At 39.6% G+C, this 19,421-nt stretch carries 15 protein-coding genes and 4 tRNA genes; 7 read left to right on the plus strand and 12 right to left on the minus strand.

Annotated features, from left to right (window positions below):
- Nucleotides 1-98: 98 nt before the first annotated feature.
- The 5 genes from DPV97_RS09700 to DPV97_RS00310 form a co-directional block, all read right to left on the minus strand.
- Nucleotides 99-713 (minus strand): HEPN domain-containing protein, encoded by a 615-nt coding sequence (locus DPV97_RS09700; RefSeq protein ID WP_070714243.1) that lies wholly within the window; start codon nt 711-713, stop codon nt 99-101.
- A 69-nt stretch (nt 714-782) separates the two neighbouring features.
- On the minus strand, nt 783-1,568 hold the full coding sequence (locus DPV97_RS09705) for an ApeA N-terminal domain 1-containing protein (protein WP_070714241.1): 786 nt from the start codon (nt 1,566-1,568) through the stop codon (nt 783-785).
- Nucleotides 1,569-1,575: 7 nt separating this feature from the next.
- The gene (gene hrpA, locus DPV97_RS00300) at nt 1,576-5,490 is read right to left on the minus strand and encodes an ATP-dependent RNA helicase HrpA (RefSeq protein ID WP_070714237.1); all 3,915 of its coding nucleotides are present in this window, start codon (nt 5,488-5,490) and stop codon (nt 1,576-1,578) included.
- Nucleotides 5,487-5,876, minus strand: a complete 390-nt coding sequence (locus DPV97_RS00305; protein ID WP_070714233.1) for a DUF423 domain-containing protein — start codon at nt 5,874-5,876, stop codon at nt 5,487-5,489. The genes hrpA and DPV97_RS00305 overlap by 4 nt, the downstream gene beginning before the upstream one ends.
- The gene (locus DPV97_RS00310; protein ID WP_070714231.1) at nt 5,877-6,329 is read right to left on the minus strand and encodes a DUF441 domain-containing protein; all 453 of its coding nucleotides are present in this window, start codon (nt 6,327-6,329) and stop codon (nt 5,877-5,879) included.
- A 248-nt stretch (nt 6,330-6,577) separates the two neighbouring features.
- Here DPV97_RS00310 and DPV97_RS00315 point away from each other — a divergent pair, with 248 nt between their 5' ends.
- Nucleotides 6,578-8,482 (plus strand): monovalent cation:proton antiporter-2 (CPA2) family protein, encoded by a 1,905-nt coding sequence (locus tag DPV97_RS00315; RefSeq protein WP_070714223.1) that lies wholly within the window; start codon nt 6,578-6,580, stop codon nt 8,480-8,482.
- A gap of 36 nt (nt 8,483-8,518) precedes the next feature.
- Here the strand turns inward: DPV97_RS00315 and rlmKL are convergent, their stop codons facing one another.
- From rlmKL to mltA, 4 genes are all read right to left on the minus strand, one after another.
- Nucleotides 8,519-10,654, minus strand: coding sequence for a bifunctional 23S rRNA (guanine(2069)-N(7))-methyltransferase RlmK/23S rRNA (guanine(2445)-N(2))-methyltransferase RlmL (rlmKL, locus tag DPV97_RS00320; protein ID WP_070714222.1), 2,136 nt, complete (start codon nt 10,652-10,654; stop codon nt 8,519-8,521).
- A gap of 291 nt (nt 10,655-10,945) precedes the next feature.
- The gene (gene znuA, locus DPV97_RS00330; protein WP_070714221.1) at nt 10,946-11,938 is read right to left on the minus strand and encodes a zinc ABC transporter substrate-binding protein ZnuA; all 993 of its coding nucleotides are present in this window, start codon (nt 11,936-11,938) and stop codon (nt 10,946-10,948) included.
- Nucleotides 11,939-12,105: 167 nt separating this feature from the next.
- Complete coding sequence (gene tcdA / locus DPV97_RS00335; RefSeq protein ID WP_070714219.1) at nt 12,106-12,867, minus strand: tRNA cyclic N6-threonylcarbamoyladenosine(37) synthase TcdA; 762 nt, start codon at nt 12,865-12,867, stop codon at nt 12,106-12,108.
- A complete protein-coding gene (mltA, locus tag DPV97_RS00340) occupies nt 12,867-13,994 on the minus strand; it encodes a murein transglycosylase A (protein ID WP_070714216.1) in 1,128 nt (375 codons plus the stop codon). Before mltA ends, tcdA begins: the two co-directional genes overlap by 1 nt.
- 191 nt (nt 13,995-14,185) lie before the next feature.
- Between mltA and DPV97_RS00345 the strand changes: the two genes are divergently transcribed.
- A tRNA-Met gene (locus DPV97_RS00345) sits at nt 14,186-14,262 on the plus strand.
- 113 nt (nt 14,263-14,375) lie between these two features.
- On the opposite strand, the gene DPV97_RS00350 is transcribed toward DPV97_RS00345, so the two are convergent.
- The 3 genes from DPV97_RS00350 to metC form a co-directional block, all read right to left on the minus strand.
- Nucleotides 14,376-14,882, minus strand: coding sequence for a DUF2301 domain-containing membrane protein (locus DPV97_RS00350; RefSeq protein ID WP_070714214.1), 507 nt, complete (start codon nt 14,880-14,882; stop codon nt 14,376-14,378).
- A 73-nt stretch (nt 14,883-14,955) separates the two neighbouring features.
- Nucleotides 14,956-16,311, minus strand: coding sequence for a UDP-N-acetylmuramate:L-alanyl-gamma-D-glutamyl-meso-diaminopimelate ligase (mpl, locus tag DPV97_RS00355; RefSeq protein ID WP_070714212.1), 1,356 nt, complete (start codon nt 16,309-16,311; stop codon nt 14,956-14,958).
- Between the two features lie 91 nt (nt 16,312-16,402).
- Nucleotides 16,403-17,593, minus strand: coding sequence for a cystathionine beta-lyase (gene metC, locus DPV97_RS00360; RefSeq protein ID WP_070714209.1), 1,191 nt, complete (start codon nt 17,591-17,593; stop codon nt 16,403-16,405).
- Between the two features lie 140 nt (nt 17,594-17,733).
- On the opposite strand from metC, the gene DPV97_RS00365 reads away from it, so the two are divergent.
- The 5 genes from DPV97_RS00365 to DPV97_RS00385 all read left to right on the plus strand — a co-directional run bounded on the left by DPV97_RS00365 (nt 17,734) and on the right by DPV97_RS00385 (nt 19,401).
- Complete coding sequence (locus tag DPV97_RS00365; protein ID WP_049363646.1) at nt 17,734-18,336, plus strand: peroxiredoxin C; 603 nt, start codon at nt 17,734-17,736, stop codon at nt 18,334-18,336.
- A gap of 90 nt (nt 18,337-18,426) precedes the next feature.
- Nucleotides 18,427-18,984 carry a CDP-diacylglycerol--glycerol-3-phosphate 3-phosphatidyltransferase gene (gene pgsA / locus DPV97_RS00370; protein WP_070714207.1) on the plus strand — a complete coding sequence of 186 codons (558 nt, stop codon included), beginning with the start codon at nt 18,427-18,429 and terminating at the stop codon, nt 18,982-18,984.
- A gap of 155 nt (nt 18,985-19,139) precedes the next feature.
- Nucleotides 19,140-19,215, plus strand: a tRNA-Gly gene (locus DPV97_RS00375).
- Between the two features lie 4 nt (nt 19,216-19,219).
- Nucleotides 19,220-19,306, plus strand: a tRNA-Leu gene (locus DPV97_RS00380).
- A 19-nt stretch (nt 19,307-19,325) separates the two neighbouring features.
- Nucleotides 19,326-19,401: transfer RNA gene (locus DPV97_RS00385), tRNA-Lys, on the plus strand.
- The last annotated feature ends 20 nt before the right edge of the window (nt 19,402-19,421 follow it).

Genomic DNA, 19,421 nt, shown 5'->3' on the forward strand with positions numbered 1-19,421 from the left:
AGTGAGGTTGGTTTTTGGGATGTTTTTGGAGGTAGCAAATTTGATAGTCTCCTAAAGCATGTGCTCATTATTATAAGGAAACGTGTAGTATCTAGAAATCATTTATAATAATTTTTCAATAAAAATTTAGTATTTCTTAATAGTTTTCCCATTTTGTTCTGCCAATTTGAAAGCATGATGCAAAAGTGTTTATCTGTTAAACCAATAAATTTTAAAACTTGAATTAATAATATCACTTCTAATAATGAGCTTAATGCGATTAATTTCTTCGCCCTATCTATGTTTGTCTTTTTCATTGATGGATCATAATGAGTATAATAATTTCGATATCGAACAATATCACTAACAAACTTTCCAAATTCTTTATCCGAAAAATCGAGTTTTATCGAATGATAATCGTATGAGTGATTATTTAATATATTTCTTGTATCATCCAGCAAATCAGTTAATCTCGCTTTAAAACTTATTTCATTACCATACATTAGTCTTGGTTCTAACCAGGCCAGATACTCTTTAGGACAACACGCCCTTAGCCCCTTACACATCGTCTCATAATCAACCTCCGGATATTCCTTACGCTCATTTATTCGTCTATGTAACGCTTCTACGCTTTGAGCCATCCATAAAAAATTAATTTCAGAATATTTACTATTAATTATTTTATAAGTTCCATATAACTCAATACTAGGAGCAATTTTCTCAAATCTAGCCATCCAATTTGAGAAAAGTTTAACTTCTTCATTTAGTTTAATTACATCATTTAGACTAAAATTAATATCATGTCAACTTAAAGAAACCTGCTCTTTTAACAGAAAATCTCCTTGAAAAATAAAACGAGAATAACTACGTTTTTCCTTATTAACATGTATTGCATTCATTGAATTAATACATGTTTGTTCACCCAATAAGAGTGTCATTAATGATAAAAACTTGTGCAAATAGCTCCATAACTCATCTATGCTAAATATGCCTGCTTTTTTATTTATTTCTACATAAGGAGATTCTGATACTTTAGCATTTACAATAACAGGCCAACTTGTCCAACTATAAGAAAATACAACTGAAATAATTACAATATCGTCTTGATATAAAATAATATCATCCCTCATATTACAAATTATAGAAACTTTATTACTTTCTCGACATCGTTCTATGTTAAAAATATCGTTAGTGATTACCCATAAATCAAGATTATCAATACCAAAACGAATTCCATTAATTGCTATATCCTTTCCGCTTTGTAAGGCTTTTATCTCATTATCAAAAATATCATCGTCTACTTTTAATAAAGAGTAATTAAAAACTATGCTCACATCGCCATAACCAAATCCAGGCTGTGAAACAATAAAACAATCAGTAAAAATACAATTATTATTTGTATGAAGATTTCCAATCAGATTAAATTGTTCTCCTAAGTTGCAAGGCAATAACGAGGGATTAACCATAGAGAGAATAATTTTTCCTTTTCCTCCATCAAGAATCTCTAGCTGACCAAAGAAATCTGAAGATAGACCATCTTTAGTTATAAATCTAAATCTGCCAGATTCTGTAATTTCTTCTAATCTCATTGCTTATCTACCCCAATTGTGAAATCAAATTCAAAATCCGTTTATCCGACACCTGATACTTCGTGCCTAATTGCTGCGCAAATAAGCTCACACGTAATTCCTCAATCATATAGCGAATTTCTGCCACTTCATCGGAAATTGGTTTGGATTTTGGTAGTTTAGCCAGTAATTGTTGGTAAGCCTGTTGCACCTGTTCCACGCGTAGCATTGCGGCACGATCACGGTTCACATCTTGAGCTAATTTATCAATACGTTTATCAACGGCTTGCAGATAACGCTGTAAATCCGGTAGGCGATCATAACCGCTCTTTTGCACAAAACCTGGATAAATCAGCCCGCTTAATTGCGCCTTAATATCGGAAAAGGCAAAAGCCATGGTGAAATCCATTTTGCCTTTTAAACGTTGGTTTAAGGTATGGTTGAGGGAGAGAATTTGCTCCACTTTTTGCGCAATATCCACGGTCACGTCGTTAAGGTTTTCTCGAACGAAATCACGCAATTTTTCAAAGCCTACTTCATCCCAAACAAAACCGCCAAAATCGGCAATCAGTTTATCTACGGCACAAGCAATACAGTCGTCAATCAAATCCAACACACGACCGAACGGGGTAAAATACAGCCCCAATTTGGCTTTATTCGGCAATTTTTCATGCAGATATTTAATCGGTGACGGTACATTGAGTAACAACAAACGACGTAAACCTTGTTGCATCGCCACCGCTTGCTCAAATTCTGTTTCAAATAGTTTAATACCAACCGCATCTTTTTCATCTACGATGGCTGGGAACGCTTTGACGCTAAAACCACGTTGTTTTTGTTCGTAACATTGTGGTAAATCGGCAAAGCTCCAAATATGCAGCCCGCTTTGTTCAATACCATCATCTGCCACAGCAGAAATACTTTCCTGCACACGATCTTTTAAGTTAAATTTCAGCTCATCCAAATTCATAGATTCAGCAATTTTCTTGTCGTTTTCATCCACCACACGGAATGTCATTTTCAAATGACTTGGAATTTGTTCCCAATTCCAATGTTCCACTTCTACGGTGACGCCCGTCATACGACGTAATTCATAAATCAGCGTATCTAATAACGGTTTTTCCAACGGCACAGCACGACTTAAAAAAGCTTGAGCATAATTAGGTGCAGGTACGAAATTACGGCGATAAGATTTCGGCAGAGATTTAATCAATGCAATCACCAATTCTTCACGCAAGCCTGGAATTTGCCAGTCAAACCCGGTCATTTCCACTTGGTTAAGCAATGGCAACGGGATATGCACGGTCACCCCGTCCGCATCGGTACCCGGTTCAAATTGATAAGTTAATTTAAGTTTTAAATTGCCTTGATGCCAGAAATTCGGGAAATCCAACTTGCTCACTTGTTCCGCATCATCATTAATCAAGAATGAACGTTCAAAATTAAGTAATTCCGGATCTTTTTGCTGCGCCTTTTTCCACCAGGTATCAAAATGTTTTTGGGAAACCACTTCCGTACCAATACGCTGATCGTAAAATTCAAAAAGCGTGCGATCATCCACCAAAATATCGCGGCGGCGGCTTTTGTGTTCCAACTCTTCTACTTCTCGAACGAGTCGTTGATTTTCTTTGAAGAATTTATGCTTGGTATTCCAATCCCCTTCCACTAAGGCAGATTGAATAAAGATCTCACGGCTTACCGTTGGATCAATAGTACCGTAATTCACTGGCCGTACAGCCACAATCGGCACACCATAAAGCGTGACTTTTTCATCAGCAATCACAGCGCCACGAGATTTTGACCAACGCGGTTCTGAATAGGATTTTTTAATTAGATGCTCGGCAAGTGGCTCGATCCATTCAGGCTCGATTTCCGCCACCATACGCCCCCAAAGCTTGGAGGTTTCCACTAACTCTGCCGCCATCACCCATTTCGGTTGTTTTTTGAAAAGTACAGAATTGGGGAAAATTACAAAATGGGCATTACGTGCACTAAGATATTGTTGTTTCTCTGCTTCTTTTAAACCGATATGAGAAAGCAAACCGCTTAAAAGTGCGGTATGAATTTGCTGATATTCTGCTTTTTCGGAATTAATCGGCAAGCCAATTTCACGGACGGTTAAACGAATTTGATGATAAATATCTTGCCATTCACGAATACGTAAATAATTTAAGAAATCCTTTTGGCATTGACGGCGGAATTGGTTTTTACTCAATTCTTTTTGTTGTTCTTGTAGATAACGCCAAAGATTTAAAAACGCCAAGAAATCTGATTTTTTATCGGCAAAACGACGATGTTTTTCATCGGAAGCTTGTTGTTTTTCTTGTGGACGCTCGCGCGGATCTTGAATAGACAATGCAGCGACAATAATCATCACTTCATGCAACGCACCTTGTGCCATGGCACTGAGCAGCATTTTCGCTAAACGTGGATCCACAGGGAGTTGCGATAATTGACGACCTGCAGCCGTTAATTGACGCTTCTCTCCAGATTTGGTGCGAACGATTTCAAATGCACCCAATTCTTCCAACAGTTTTATACCATCTTGAATATGGCGTTTATCTGGAGCATCAACAAATGGGAACGCTTCAATATCATCCAAACCCAATGCCGTCATTTGCAAAATAACGGAGGCTAAATTGGTGCGTAAAATTTCAGGATCGGTAAACTCTGGACGAGAATTAAAATCCTCTTCCGAATATAAACGAATACAAATCCCTTCACTCACACGACCACAACGACCTTTACGCTGATTAGCAGATGCCTGTGAAATGGGTTCAATCGGTAAACGTTGTACTTTGGTGCGATAGCTATAACGGGAAATTCGCGCAGTACCTGGGTCAATCACATATTTAATGCCTGGCACGGTCAATGAAGTTTCCGCGACGTTGGTCGCCAACACGATGCGATTTAATCCGCTCGGATGGAAAATTTTATTTTGTTCTTGCGAAGACAAGCGTGCAAAGAGCGGTAGAATTTCCGTGTGTTTTAGATTTTGTTTTTGTAAAGCTTCGGCGGTATCACGAATTTCTCGCTCACCGTTCATAAAGATCAAAATATCGCCTCGACCTTCCGCTTGCAGTTCATTCACCGCGTTAAGAATGCCTTGTAGCTGATCTTGATCGTCTTCTTCCACTACGGGACGATAACGCACTTCAACAGGATAGGTTCTGCCCGAGACTTCAATAATCGGGGCATTGTTAAAGTGTTTAGAAAAACGTTCCACATCAATAGTCGCGGATGTGATGATAAGTTTTAAATCACGACGACGTGGTAAAAGCTGTTTCAGATAACCGAGAATAAAATCGTTATTTAGGCTTCGTTCGTGGGCTTCATCGATAATCAAACAAGAATATTGATTGAGAAAACGATCGTTTTGAATTTCTGCTAACAGGATCCCGTCAGTCATCAATTTGATTTGTGTATCATCACTGATTTGATCGTTAAAACGAACCTTATAACCGACTAAACCGCCAAGCTCCGTTTCCAGTTCTTCCGCAATACGTGCAGCCACCGAACGAGCGGCAATACGGCGTGGTTGAGTATGACCAATCATGCCCAAATTGCCGAAACCTAATTCCAAACACATTTTCGGCAATTGGGTGGTTTTACCCGAACCAGTTTCCCCTGCCACCACAATGACCTGATGTTCAGAAAGCAGTTTTTGAATTTCTGCTTTGCGTTGACTAACCGGCAAACTCTCAGGAAAAATAATCGGATTTTTGACCGCACTTTTCCGTTGTTCTACACGTAATTGAGCCTGTTCAATCTGCAACTGGATTTCTGCGGCAACGGCTTGTTGGGCCTCTTGGCTTTTAATTTTTCCAATACCATGAATGCGGGCGGATAAACGACGTTGATCCACCAGCATAATATCCTTGAATTTCGAAAAGAGAGATTGTTGTATCGGATTTAATTCACGTTTGACTGATTTGTTCTTCATACTGATTTACTTTTAAAACCACCGTAGGCCAAGCAAAGCCAACCAATTAAAAATAACGTGCCTCCAATCGGTGTCACCCAAACGAGGAATTTGCCTGCACCAAGCGCAAGTGCATAAAGACTACCGCTAAAGAGAAGAATACCGTATGCCCAAGTCCCTGCAGCAAGATTAACTATTTTGTTTGCAACCAATGCTTCACGGCATAATTGCAAAATGCCAATCGCTAAAATCGCAATGGTGTGAAACATTTGATATTTCACACCCGTTTCAATCCACGCTAATTCTTTAGGTTCTAAAACCTTGCTTAATCCATGTGCCGCAAAAGCACCAATCGCCACACACAAAAAACCACTCAATCCCGCGATAAATAACCATTTGTTTTTCATTTAAAATTTTCCTATTAATACCGCTAAAATCCCTGCAGCGATTAGAGGTCCCACCGGAATACCGCCTAAGAAAGACACACCAATAATCGTACCAATTAATAATCCTGTCACCAAAACAGGTTGTTCACTCATTAATGGCACGCCTTTCCCTGCGAGCCATGCGACGAATATTCCCGTTGCAATCGACACGCCCATTTTCCAGTTTAAAAATGAACTAAGATCGGGAAGTTGGATTTTTCCCGACACTAATGGAGCTAGGACACCAATCGTTAAAATGATGATCCCGATTTTGACACCGTATTGTTCGAGTATAGGAATGTATTTGGATAATAAGGTTTGCTGCATAATTAACAGCACGGCGGCTGAGATGGTAATCGCGCTATTTTGGCTAATTAAACCTAAAACAATTAAGAAAACCAATAACAACGCGACCATATTGAATTGTAATGTCATAATACCTCTAAAGTGCGGTCAAAAAAAACGTAGGTTTTTCAACGTTGGCTTTGCCAACGACCCCACAAGGGGTGAACAAGCGAACGAGTGAGCTTATGAATAAAAAACTGACCATTTTTATGCGTGTAAAGTTTTTGTAAATTATACCAATTTCTTGCTTTTCTGTGTTTTTTATTTAGTGAAAAAAGGCTAGAATACATGTCAACTTTCTTCTCATACTCCCTGTTTTTACTAAGGTTTTTTGCCCTATGTCGAATGTCGTCAGCCCTGAATTAATTAAAACTGTTGTCCTGCTTGCTACCAGTGTCACTATCGTGCCACTTTTTAAGCGTATTGGCTTGGGTAGCGTGTTGGGTTATTTAGTGGCAGGCTGTTTAATTGGTCCTTCCGTGTTCGGCGTAGTGAAAGATGCAGAATCGATTCTGCACATGGCTGAACTGGGCGTGGTGATGTTCTTATTCATTATCGGTTTAGAGATGCATCCAGAACGTTTATGGGCCATGAGAAAAGCGATCTTCGGACGGGGATTTCTGCAAGTCGGGCTATGTGGTGTTCTGCTTACCTTTGCGGGTATCTATATTTTAAATCTTCCGAAAGAAGTCGCATTTATTGCGGGTATGGGCTTTACACTCTCCTCTACTGCTATTGTGATGCAGGTATTAGAAGAACGCGGGATTACGAACACACCAAAAGGCCAACGAGTTATTTCTACCCTAATTTTTGAAGATTTATCCATTGTGCCATTATTGGCTTCGATTGCCTTTTTAACGCCTGAAACCAAACATATTGAACATCAAACCAACTGGACATCTATTGCTATTGCACTCGGCGCTGTTGTCGGTTTAGTCGTTGCGGGTAAATGGTTAATGAACCCAATTTTCCGTTTGATTTCCAAAGCTCATATTCGCGAAATGATGACAGCTGCCGCCTTACTTGTGGTGTTAGGTGCGGCATTGGCCATGGAAGCGAGTGGACTTTCAATGGCGATGGGCGCATTCGTTGCGGGTGTAATGCTTTCAGAATCCGCATTCCGCCACCAATTAGAAGCCGATATTGAACCATTCCGTGGTTTATTGCTCGGTCTCTTCTTTATGGGTGTAGGAATGTCGCTTGACCTCAGTTTAGTCTTCAATGATGCGGTTTGGTTGTTAGGTATCGTATGCCTTTACATCGTTGGCAAAGCCTTAGCCGTTTATACCGTGGCTCGTATTACGAAACTAGACCGTACCGAATCGGTTGGACGAATGACCATCATGGCACACGGTGGTGAATTTGCATTCGTACTCTTCTCTGCAGCGACTACTGCAGGCGTGATGACAAAAGATCAAAATGCGACCTTTACTGCCGCAGTCATTATCTCGATGTTATTCTCACCATTGATTGGCTTATTAATGCGTAAAATCAACCAACGCAAATCAGCGAATCAAGAGGAAAAAGTCGATACTAGCGATCTTGATCCAATTGTGGATTTAGAAGATAGCGTGCTCGTAATTGGTTTTGGTCGTTTCAGTCAAATCGTATGTCAATCGCTTCTTGTTCGTGGCATTAACGTCTCGGTGATTGACCGCAATATCGAAAACATTCGTGCGGCAGCTAAATTTGGTTTTAAAGTTTATTACGGTGACGGTATTCGCCTTGATGTTTTACGTGCAGCGGGTATCGAAAAAGCCAAATGTGTGGTCATCGGGATTAACGATACACAACGTATTGAAAACATCGTTCAGAATTTGAAAGATGCTTATCCGAAACTCCCAATTTTGGCGCGAACTTATGACCGCAAAACAACCGTGAGTCTTATTAAGCAAGATGTAGACTTTATTGTGCGCGAAACCTTTGAATCAGCCCTCACGCTCAGTCGTGCAACACTAATGCAATTAGGTATCAATAAAATTGAAGCTGATGAGGTCATTGCAGAAGTTCGTTACTTAGATCAAGAACGATTGAATGAAGAAGTTTTACATGGTTTTTCTACAGACATCATCCGAAAATATTGGATGCCAAAACCTTTCATTAAACCACATTCTGATGCTGAAGCACTCAATGAAGAAACGGCTGAGATCTTAGAAAAAGAAGATGACGACAATGACGAAGCAGCGGTTGAAACCCTTCTTCATGATGATTCAGAAACAGAGAAACAAAAAGAAGTCGAATAATAAAAAAGCCCGATAAATCATTATGGGGCTTTTTTGTTAGGCTTTCAGTGTTACAATCCAGCAATTATGAATTTGTTTATTACGCTCAAAATCAAGCGGTAAAGTTTTCGCTGAAATTTCGACCGCACTTAATCCCAATTCATCTAACGCCTCAAAATCCATTTTAAAACCACGTTTATTGTTCGAGAACACGATAGTACCGTTAGGACGTAAAATACGCTTAAGATTACGCATTAATTTGATGTGATCACGTTGTACATCCCAACTGTCTTCCATACGTTTAGAATTTGAGAATGTTGGCGGATCCACGAAAATCAAATCAAACTGACGATCACATTTCTCTAACCACTGCAAACAATCTGCCTGGATGAGCTTGTGCTGCTTGCCTTCAATATCATTTAAAATCAGGTTTTGTTCTGCCCAGTTTAAATAGGTGTTCGACATATCCACGGTCGTCGTCGATTTTGCCCCACCTAATGCCGCATGCACTGTTGCGGAACCGGTATAAGCAAAAAGATTAAGGAAATCTTTGCCTTTTGCCATCTCACCAACCATTTTACGGGTTAAGCGATGATCTAAGAATAATCCTGTATCCAAGTAATCCGTTAGATTCACCCAAAGCTGCGCACCGTATTCATTTACATAGAAATATTCGCCTTTATTGGCCAATTTTTCATATTGATTCGTGCCTTTTTGTTTTTGACGCACTTTCAAAATCAGTTTATTGGTTTCAATACCAGTGACTTGTAAGGTTGCTGTCACTGCATCTAATAAACGTTGACGCGCTTTGTTTTCATCAATATTTTTCGGTGCGGCATACTCTTGCACCACAATATGATCACCATAACGATCTACAGCCACGTTATATTCCGGTAAATCGGCATCATATAAACGATAAGCATCAAGGCCTTGCTGCTTCGCCCATTTTTCAATTTTCTTGATATTTTTCTGCAAGCGATTCGCAAAATCCACCGCTACCGTTGAAGTGCGGTCAAATTCAAGCGGATTTTCAGCCGCACTTTCTTTACGTTCTGAAATTTGATAATTCTTCTGAACACAATCTAACGGACCGTTTTTCGCTTTAAATTGACGATGAGAACGCATACGCAAACAATCAAGCAACGTAGATTCACTACTGAAAATCGACGCATTCCAACCACCAAATTCATTTTTAAGACGTTGTCCAAAGACTGAATATAGAGCAATCAACGCTGGAGTTGTACCTAAACGCTCACCATAAGGCGGGTTACAAATCACCGTTCCCACTTCATCTGGACTTGGATTTTTTAATGCGGCAACATCACCTTGTTTCCATTGAATTAAGTGTGCTACGCCTGCATTTTGTGCATTCTTTTGTGCTTTTTTCAGTACACGATGATCGAGATCGAAGCCATAAAAATGCGGTTTTGGATTTTGATTAAAATAAGTTTCAGCTTGCTGTACCGCTTCTGCTTTCACCTTATCCCAAGCATCTTGATTATGTCCTTTCCAGCAATCAAAGCCCCAATGTAAACGATGTAATTGCGGTGCAATTTGTGCTTCCATCTGTGCAGCTTCGATTAACAATGTACCCGAACCGCACATTGGATCCACTAATGGTGTCCCTTTTTTCCAACCTGAACGAAGCACTATCGCAGCGGCTAAGGTTTCACGTAAAGGCGCTTGCCCTGTATCTTCACGATAGCCACGTAAATGCAATGCTTCGCCACTTAAATCGAGTGAAACGACGAGTTCTTCTTTATTTAAATAAGCATGAATTCGCACATCTGGATAGTCTTTATCTACATTTGGACGCGCTTTCCCTTGGCGTTCAAAATAATCCACAATGGCATCTTTCACTCGCATCGCACCAAATTGGGTGTGACGAATTTCTTGGTTTGTCCCATTGAAATCAACAAAAAATGTGGCTTTCTCATCAAAATAACTTAACCAATCCTGCCCTGTCACAATTGAATACAAGTCTAAATCACTATATACCTTTCCATTTACAATCGGTAACAAAATACGTGAAGCTAAACGTGACCATAATAAGCTGCGATAAAGTGTTTCATCATCAGCCTGAAAATGTACGCCGCCTTGTGCAATTTTACATTCCGTTGCACCGAGCTCTATCAATTCGACTTTTAAGAGTTCTTCAAAACCACGAGCAGTTGTGGCAAATAGTTGTTTCATGTGTTTTCTCGATAGGGAAAAATTGGGCGGATTATAGCATAGTTTTTACTAGGATTTCGCCTAAGGCGACCTACTTTTCTTTGCTTGTGCAAAGCAAAGTAGGCAAAAGAAAACACACCCCAATTAAATCGCTAATCCTCATTCTTTTCAATTTTCTTTACAGAAATTTTCGAACTCGCTTCGCTCAAACAAGCGAAAATTTCTTAAAAATTGAAAATCATTCGGGCGATTTAGATAGGGACTATAAAAAAACAGCCTTAAAGGCTGTTTTTAAGATAGAAGCAAATTAGATTATTTACTTAAACATTGAGCATAGCTATCAGCAGTGGCTTGAAGGAAATTCGCATAGGAATTTGGGCCAATCTGTACGTTATCGCCAATAGGATCTAAACGACCGACATTAACTTTTGTACTTTGTGCAAGAGAGTCAATCACTTTTGGTGTGAATTGAGGTTCAGCAAAAAGACAATTTACATGGTGTTCTTCAATCTCTTCTTTGATGTGGGCAATGGTTTTTGCACCCGGAGCCACTAATGGATTAATGGTGAAATAACCGGTTTGATTTAAACCATACGCATCATTGAAATAGCTATAAGCATCATGGAACACAAAAAAACCTTTATCTTTGAGTGGGGCTAATTGTACTTTGATTTTATCGCTTTGCTCAGTCAAAGTGCGGTTAAAATCGGCTAAGTTTTTCGCAATGAGCTCTTTTTTATCCGGATGTTGTTCCGTTAATTTATCCGCCACTTTTTGTGCCACAATTTGACTGATGGCTGGTGAATACCATAAGTGCCAGTTCACGCTTAACCCATTTTCATCTACATCGTGGTGATGATGCTCATGGTCATGGTCATGACCATGCTCGTGCTTATGATCGTGTCCATGCTTATGATCATGCCCGTGCTCATCTTCATCGCCTTCATGATAATGTTCATGATGGACCTTGCTTAAAAGCGGTTTAATTTCTGGAATCTCAGAAATATTGATAACTTTTTTGCTATCAATTTGGCTAATTGGTTTTGCTAAGAAAGCGTCAATATCTTCACCAACCCAAAGCACTAAATCCGCCGATTTCACTTTTTGTACATCTGAAAGTTTTAAGCTGTAATCATGAGGAGAAGCACCTGCTGGCACTAAAATTTGCGTATCTGTTACACCATTAGCAATAGATGATGTAATAAAACCGAGAGGTTTCACGGATGCTAATACATCTGCATTTGCCATCATTGGAAGCGCTAAAAGTGCGCTAGAAATTGCACTCATTTTTAATACTTGTTTCATTTTTGTTTCCTTACTTTTATTGGGAATTATTCTCAAAGCTAACATAGACTACGCCTTTTTGATAAAATTGCAACATGTCAAATTAAAAAATGAAGTGATATTTCTTCATCTTATGTAATACTTTCATTCATAAAGAAAAAGCAACGTTTTCACGTTGCTTTTTATATTTATTTCAATAACTTATCTATTGCCCGAGAAACAGCAAAAAAACCAAAGGTTGCCGTTATCATGGTTGCTGCGCCAAAGCCATTTACACAATTCATAGTAGCGGATATTTCACAGCCCTCGCCCATTTTAGGGAAAATCAGAGGCTGACTGGAAAACACAGCATCAACTGCGAACTTACGTTGTGGATTTTGGCTAAAATTAAAATCCTTACGTAAAACTGACCGCACTTTCGCCAATAATGGATCTTGGATCGTTTTGCTTAAATCAGCAATTTGGATTTTGGATGGATCTGTCTGACCACCAGCGCCACCAATAGTAATAATTTTGATTTTATTACGTTTGCAATAGGCAATCATCGCTGCTTTAGTTTTTACATTATCAATGGCATCAATGACATAATCATAGCCACGATTTAGGTATTCCGCTTGATTATCCGGTGAAATGAAATCATCGATAATATTCACCACACATTCTGGGTTAATCAGCTGAACGCGCTTTGCCATTACTTCCGTTTTAAGCTTGCCAATATTGCCGCTTAATGCAGGAAGCTGACGATTAATATTGGTGACACAAATGTCATCCATATCAATCATGGTGATCTGCCCTACGCCACTTCGCGCAAGCGCTTCCACCACCCACGAACCTACGCCGCCAATACCAATAACGCACACATGAGCCTGACGCAGACGCGCCAAGCCTTCTGGTGTATAAAGGCGTCCAATGCCGCCAAAGCGTTGTTCGTAGTTATCGACACGATCCATTATTGTAGTACCCAAACTCGTCCATAGTGTTTTGATAAACCCGCGATATGGCCTGCTTGATCGCCAATACCACGGTATAAGTCAAAATGGTGACCCTTTACCGCACCGCCCACATCAAGCGCCACCATTAAGTGTAATTTGTGTGTACCCATCCAGTTACCATTGTTATCAATATCTGGTACTTCAACCAATAATACGGTTCCAGAAGGAATGACATTACGATCAGAAGCCACAGAAGCCATAGGTACTAAAGGCACACCGGCAGAACCTTTCACTTTACCTGTCGGATCGTTTTTAAAGAAAACATAAGATGGATTGCGTTCTAACAATTCTTGTACACGAGATGGATTTGCTTTGCCCCATTCACGAATTGCTTGAATAGACATTTTTTCTTTTGGAATTTCACCATCTTCTACTAACAAACGACCAACTGCTTGATATTTATAACCATTTTGACCTGCATAGGCTAAATAATTTAAATTGCCATCACCGTAATCAACATAGCCACTACCCTGCACGCCTAATAAGAAATTATCCATCATTGAATCACTGTAAGCGAGCTCTAAGCCTTTTCCTGCCAATGCACCATTATAAATTTCTGCCCGGCTATAACGTTTATAGCTTGGCATCGCATAAATTGGATGTTGATATTGACCTTGTGCAGTACGGCGTGCATGAATCACGGGTGAATAATAACCTGTCATTAACACGTTTTGATAACCATCAAAACCTTTCATAATCTGTGGGTTAATGCCGTATTGTGCTAATTCATTCACATTGGCTCCTGCAAGTACCCAGTTAGTGATTTTGCCATAATTAGCAGCAAAGCGATTTATTAATGAACTTGAATAATCACGAACATTCGTCAACTGCGTTAAAAAATCACCTTGGTTTACAATCGCACCTTTGTTCTCCACGGATGCCACTGGGCTTAAAATAGCTTGTTGATAATTACGTTCACTATACTTTGCCCCAAATTTTTGTGGATCGTCGCCTGTCGCAGTACGCGGCAAGCTAGAATTATTTTTTGAAGAGACTTTACTTGGTGCGGAACCACATGACGCAAGCACCGAAACTGCCGCCATTACAGAGAGAATTTTTACAGCGAGATTTTGACGAAATTTCATTCTTATTTTCCTAAATTAAACTAACTAATACAAAGTTGCATACGCTATCAAAAATTCCCTTTTAGGACTAGCACTATTTCATAAAATGGTTAATTAATATTCATTTTGTTTATTTTCTTAACAAACGGAAAGTCAAATTCCGTTTAAATCTTGCAATAATTATTGAAACGAGTATATTACGCGCCATCAGACGCGGGGTGGAGCAGCTTGGTAGCTCGTCGGGCTCATAACCCGAAGGCCGTCGGTTCAAATCCGGCCCCCGCAACCAAATTACAAAGCACCGAAATTTCGGTGCTTTTTTCATTTTTAGATAAAGGTAAATTTAATCGAAATAAAAAGGCACAATGTCGTGAAACATTATGCCTTTATCTATCAATCTTATTAGATTTGATACTTTGTCTTATCGCCAATATCAAAGTGCAATGGCATTCGCCATTTTTGAACCGCAAGAATCAATAATAATCCGCCGACAATCAACGATAAAATTAGAGTAATCCAACCCCCTTCAAATACCCAAGCAAACCAAAGTGCGGCTACAAATGCAGGTTGTAAATTTAATAGCGGTACTCTAAAACAGAAGTATTCTTTAAAACATAAACCGCCCAGTGTGACTAATGCACCACCTAACGCTAATTCATGCCAACCTAAAAGCGCACATAAGAGTGCAAGCCAGGTGGCAAATTGAAATGTTAAGCGGAAATGCTTCAAATAAATATGAAGCGATGAGGCACAACAAGTTGCCGCAATCAACACGGCAATTTGAGCCTGTTGAGGATACCAAGTTAAAGCGAAAGTACTAAATGCCGCAATGACAAAGCCTGTGCGATAAATAATGACGGTGAGTTTATCCCAAACATCCATTGGAGATTGAATATGTGGATCAGCCATGTGATTTCCTTATTTTTGATGATAAAAGTGCGGTTAAAAACACTCTTATTTCTGACAGCACTTTACATTGAGATTATTTTAATCGATCTAAAATCTTTTGATGAATGCCTCCAAAGCTACCGTTTGACATCACAAGAATCTGATCCGTTGGTTTCGCTTCAGCCACAATCATATCCACTAATTTATCAATATTTCCTGTGTAATGTGCTGGTTGAACACATTCTCCCGCAATTTCAGCCACATCCCATGGAATATTATCTGGTTGTAGCATAAACACCGCATCAGCTCGACCAAGTGCTGGTGCAATTTCATCTTTATGCACGCCCATTTTCATGGTGTTTGAACGAGGCTCTAATACGGCAAGAATACGTACGCCACCACCTACTTTATCGCGTAACGCAGTGAGTGTCGCCAGAATGGCTTCTGGATGATGAGCGAAGTCATCATAAACCGTAATACCGTTTACTTCCCCCTTCACCTCTAAACGACGTTTTGCATTGATAAAGCTACCTAATGCATGACATGCATCTTCAATTTTGACACCCGCATGGTAAGCCGCCGCAATCGCCATTAAAGCATTGTGCATATTGTGCTGTCCGACAATATTCCATTTCACTTCAGCGACTTTTTTACCCTGATGGAATACGGCAAATTCAGAACAATCATTAGTAATACGTTCCGCAAACCATTCTTTATCTTTACCGATACATTGCTGTTCTGACCAACATCCCATATTGAGGGTTTCTTTCACGCTCTGCTCATCTGCAAAAGAAAGTACACGCCCTGTGGAAGGAATTGTACGGATCATGTGATGAAATTGACGTTGGATCGCGTGAAGATCATCGAAGATGTCAGCATGATCGAAGCTGATATTGTTAATGATCAAGGTTTTCGGATTGTAATGTACAAATTTAGAGCGTTTATCAAAGAAGGCCGTATCGTACTCATCAGCTTCAATTACGAAAAACTCACTTTCTCCTAAACGAGCAGAAGTACCAAAATTCCCAGCAATACCACCGATCAGGAAACCAGGTTTTAGCCCATTTTGTTCTAAAATCCAAGTCAACATCCCCGTTGTTGTGGTTTTACCATGTGTACCTGAAATCGCTAACACCCAACGATTACGCAATAAATGGTCGTGTAACCATTGTGGACCTGATGTATAAGGCAATGCATTATCCAAAACATATTCCACACAGGAATTACCTCGTTTCATGGCATTTCCGACAATCACCATATCAGGGGCAGGCTGAAGTTGAGCGACATCATAATTAGGAATAATTTCAATGCCCTGCTCTTGTAAAAAAGTGCTCATCGGTGGGTAAACATTGGTATCGGAACCCGTTACTTTATAGCCCATTTGTTTGGCAATAATTGCAACGCCGCCCATAAAGGTCCCGCAGATACCTAAAATATGAATATGTTTCATTGTTCTTCTCTAGTTACTAAAAATGCTGACTATGATAAATCAACTCAAAGATTGAGTAAATAAGGGCTGTTTACATAAACAGCCCTCTTTCTTATTTGATTCGGTCAAAGCCCGCTTGAAGATCAGCAATTAATTCATCTGTGTCTTCAAATCCAATATGCAGACGAATTAATGATCCCGTTAATTTACGCTCAATACCTGGGCGAATTTTTGCAATTTCTTCTGGTTGATTGCATAAAATGAGCGATTCAAACCCACCCCAAGAATAAGCCATTGTGAAAAGATCAAAATGATCCATAAAGGCGGAAAGCTCTTCATCGTTTAAACGTTTATGTAATTCAAAAGAGAATAAACCGCTTGCGCCGGTAAAGTCACGTTTAAAGTTTTCATAGCCTAGACAGCTTGGTAGCGCAGGATGATACACTGCTTTCACTTGTGGTTGTTCACTTAACCATTTGGCCACTTTTAAACTGCTTTCATGATGTTGTTTTAATCGCACACCTAAGGTACGAATACCGCGTGCTGTTGTATAAGCAGAATCCGCATCAACCATTTGCCCCATTAAATAGGAATGTTCGCGCAATTTATCCCAAGTACGTGCATTAGCCACGGCTGTACCGATCATAATGTCAGAATGCCCTACTAAATATTTCGTTCCTGCTTGAATAGAAATATCAATACCATGTTCTAATGCTTTAAATAATACTCCTGCCGCCCATGTATTATCGATCATAATAACGATTTCAGGGCTTACAGCTCTAACCGCTTTAATAATCGCGGGGATATCTGGCACTTCCATTGTTAAAGAGCTTGGTGACTCTAAAAATAAGACTTTTGTATTTGGCTGCACGAGTTTCGCAATCTCTGTGCCTATTATGGGATCATAATAGGTCGTATCAATATGCATTTTTTTCAAAATCACATTGCAAAAATCTTGTGTCGGCTCATACGCCGCCCCTGTTATTAAGACATGATCGCCTGTTTCCACAAAGGATAAAATAGCATTGGTTACCGCTGCGGCCCCACAAGGATAAAGATAACAACCTGTCCCGCCTTCCATTTCACACATTAAATCTTGAAGAGCAAAGTGCGTTAACGTGCCACGACGACCGTAAAAAAGTTCTCCTTTGTAACGATTTTTTGTGCAATGTTTTTTATCCGCAATGGTCTCAAATACCAAAGAAGATGCACGTTGAACTACGGGATTAACTGAGCCTTGAGTAAAACGTTTTTTACGCCCTGCATGAACCAATGTGGTCGATAAGGTATGATGTTCTGACATATATTTCACCTGTAACTTAGATAATATTAATTAATTCAATAGATAAAAACAGCTATTAAAGTGCGGTTAATTTTTTTAAAATATTACTCCCATTTTGCATCCGCAAAATTTTTATTAACATTCATATAGGAATTATGACTATGGTATTAGTAACTCGTCAAGCTCCAGATTTTACATCCTCTGCAGTTTTAGGCAATGGTGAAATCGTTGATAACTTCAATTTCAAAAAACACATCGAAGGTAAAGCAGCGGTATTATTCTTCTACCCATTAGACTTCACTTTCGTTTGCCCATCTGAGTTAATCGCATTCGACCACCGCTATGAAGAATTCAAAAAACGTGGTGTTGAAGTTGTTGGTGTATCTATTGACTCTCAATTCACTCACAATGCATGGCGTAATACCCCAACTGAAAACGGCGGTATCGGTGCAGTTAAATATGCATTAGCAGCTGACGTTAAACATGAGATCGCGAAAGCATACGGTATCGAACATCCAGAAGAAGGTGTTGCATTACGTGCTTCATTCTTAATCGACAAAAACGGTGTTGTTCGTCACCAAATCGTAAACGATTTACCATTAGGTCGTAACATCGATGAAATGTTACGTATGGTAGATGCGTTACAATTCCACGAAGAACACGGTGAAGTTTGCCCTGCTCAATGGGAAAAAGGCAAAGAAGGTATGAAAGACAACCCAGAAGGCGTTGCTAAATACTTGAAACAAAACGCTGACAAACTTTAATTTTTAAGAAAAAGCCACATTAAGTGGCTTTTTTTATTTTTGTAGATCCTTTAGAATGAACGTATCTTTAACCAAAGTGCGGTTATTTTTATGAAATATAATATTCCTATTTTCCTGACGATTCTCCGAGTGATTTTAATTCCATTCTTCGTCGTGGCATTTTATTTGCCCATCCCTTCTGCTCCCTTTATTACAACGCTCATTTTCTTTATCGCAGGGGTCACCGACTGGTTTGATGGTTATCTTGCTCGAAAATTAAAACAAACAACACGTTTCGGTGCTTTCCTTGATCCTGTTGCCGATAAAGTAATGGTGATCACTGCGCTAGTATTAATTGTAGAATATCAAAACTCTTTCTGGATTACCATTCCTGCCATTATTATGATTTCACGTGAAATCATTATCTCTGCTTTACGTGAATGGATGGCTGAATTAGGCGAACGTAATAAAGTAGCCGTTTCATGGATGGGGAAAGTGAAAACCACCTCTCAAATGCTAGCTTTAGGTGGATTACTCTGGCGATATAATGTGTATATGGAAACGCTAGCAATTGTATTGCTCTATTTAGCTGCGATTTTAACGGTTTGGTCAATGCTCCAATACTTAAAAGCCGCAAAAGGCAGCTTGTTAGATAACATTGAATTATAGAATTGACTAAATTTTAAATAAAAGGTGCGGTTATTTTAATCGCATCTTTTATTTTTGAACTATTTTTAAGCAATCAAAAACTTTTTTTACGAATTTTATTTGACACAATGAGATAAATCCGTAAAATACGCCCCGTTGCTTGGCAACAAGCAAACGCGGGAATAGCTCAGTTGGTAGAGCACGACCTTGCCAAGGTCGGGGTCGCGAGTTCGAGCCTCGTTTCCCGCTCCAATTTGCCCGAGTGGTGGAATCGGTAGACACAAGGGATTTAAAATCCCTCGCCTTTCGAGGCGTGCCAGTTCAAGTCTGGCTTCGGGCACCATTTCAAAAATGATACCAGTGGGTCGTTAGCTCAGTCGGTAGAGCAGCGGACTTTTAATCCGTTGGTCGAAGGTTCGAATCCTTCACGACCCACCACTTAAAATCAGCACCTTAAC

It is taken from the genome of Haemophilus parainfluenzae (assembly GCF_003253005.1).
Taxonomy (GTDB): Bacteria; Pseudomonadota; Gammaproteobacteria; order Enterobacterales; family Pasteurellaceae; genus Haemophilus_D; species Haemophilus_D parainfluenzae_M.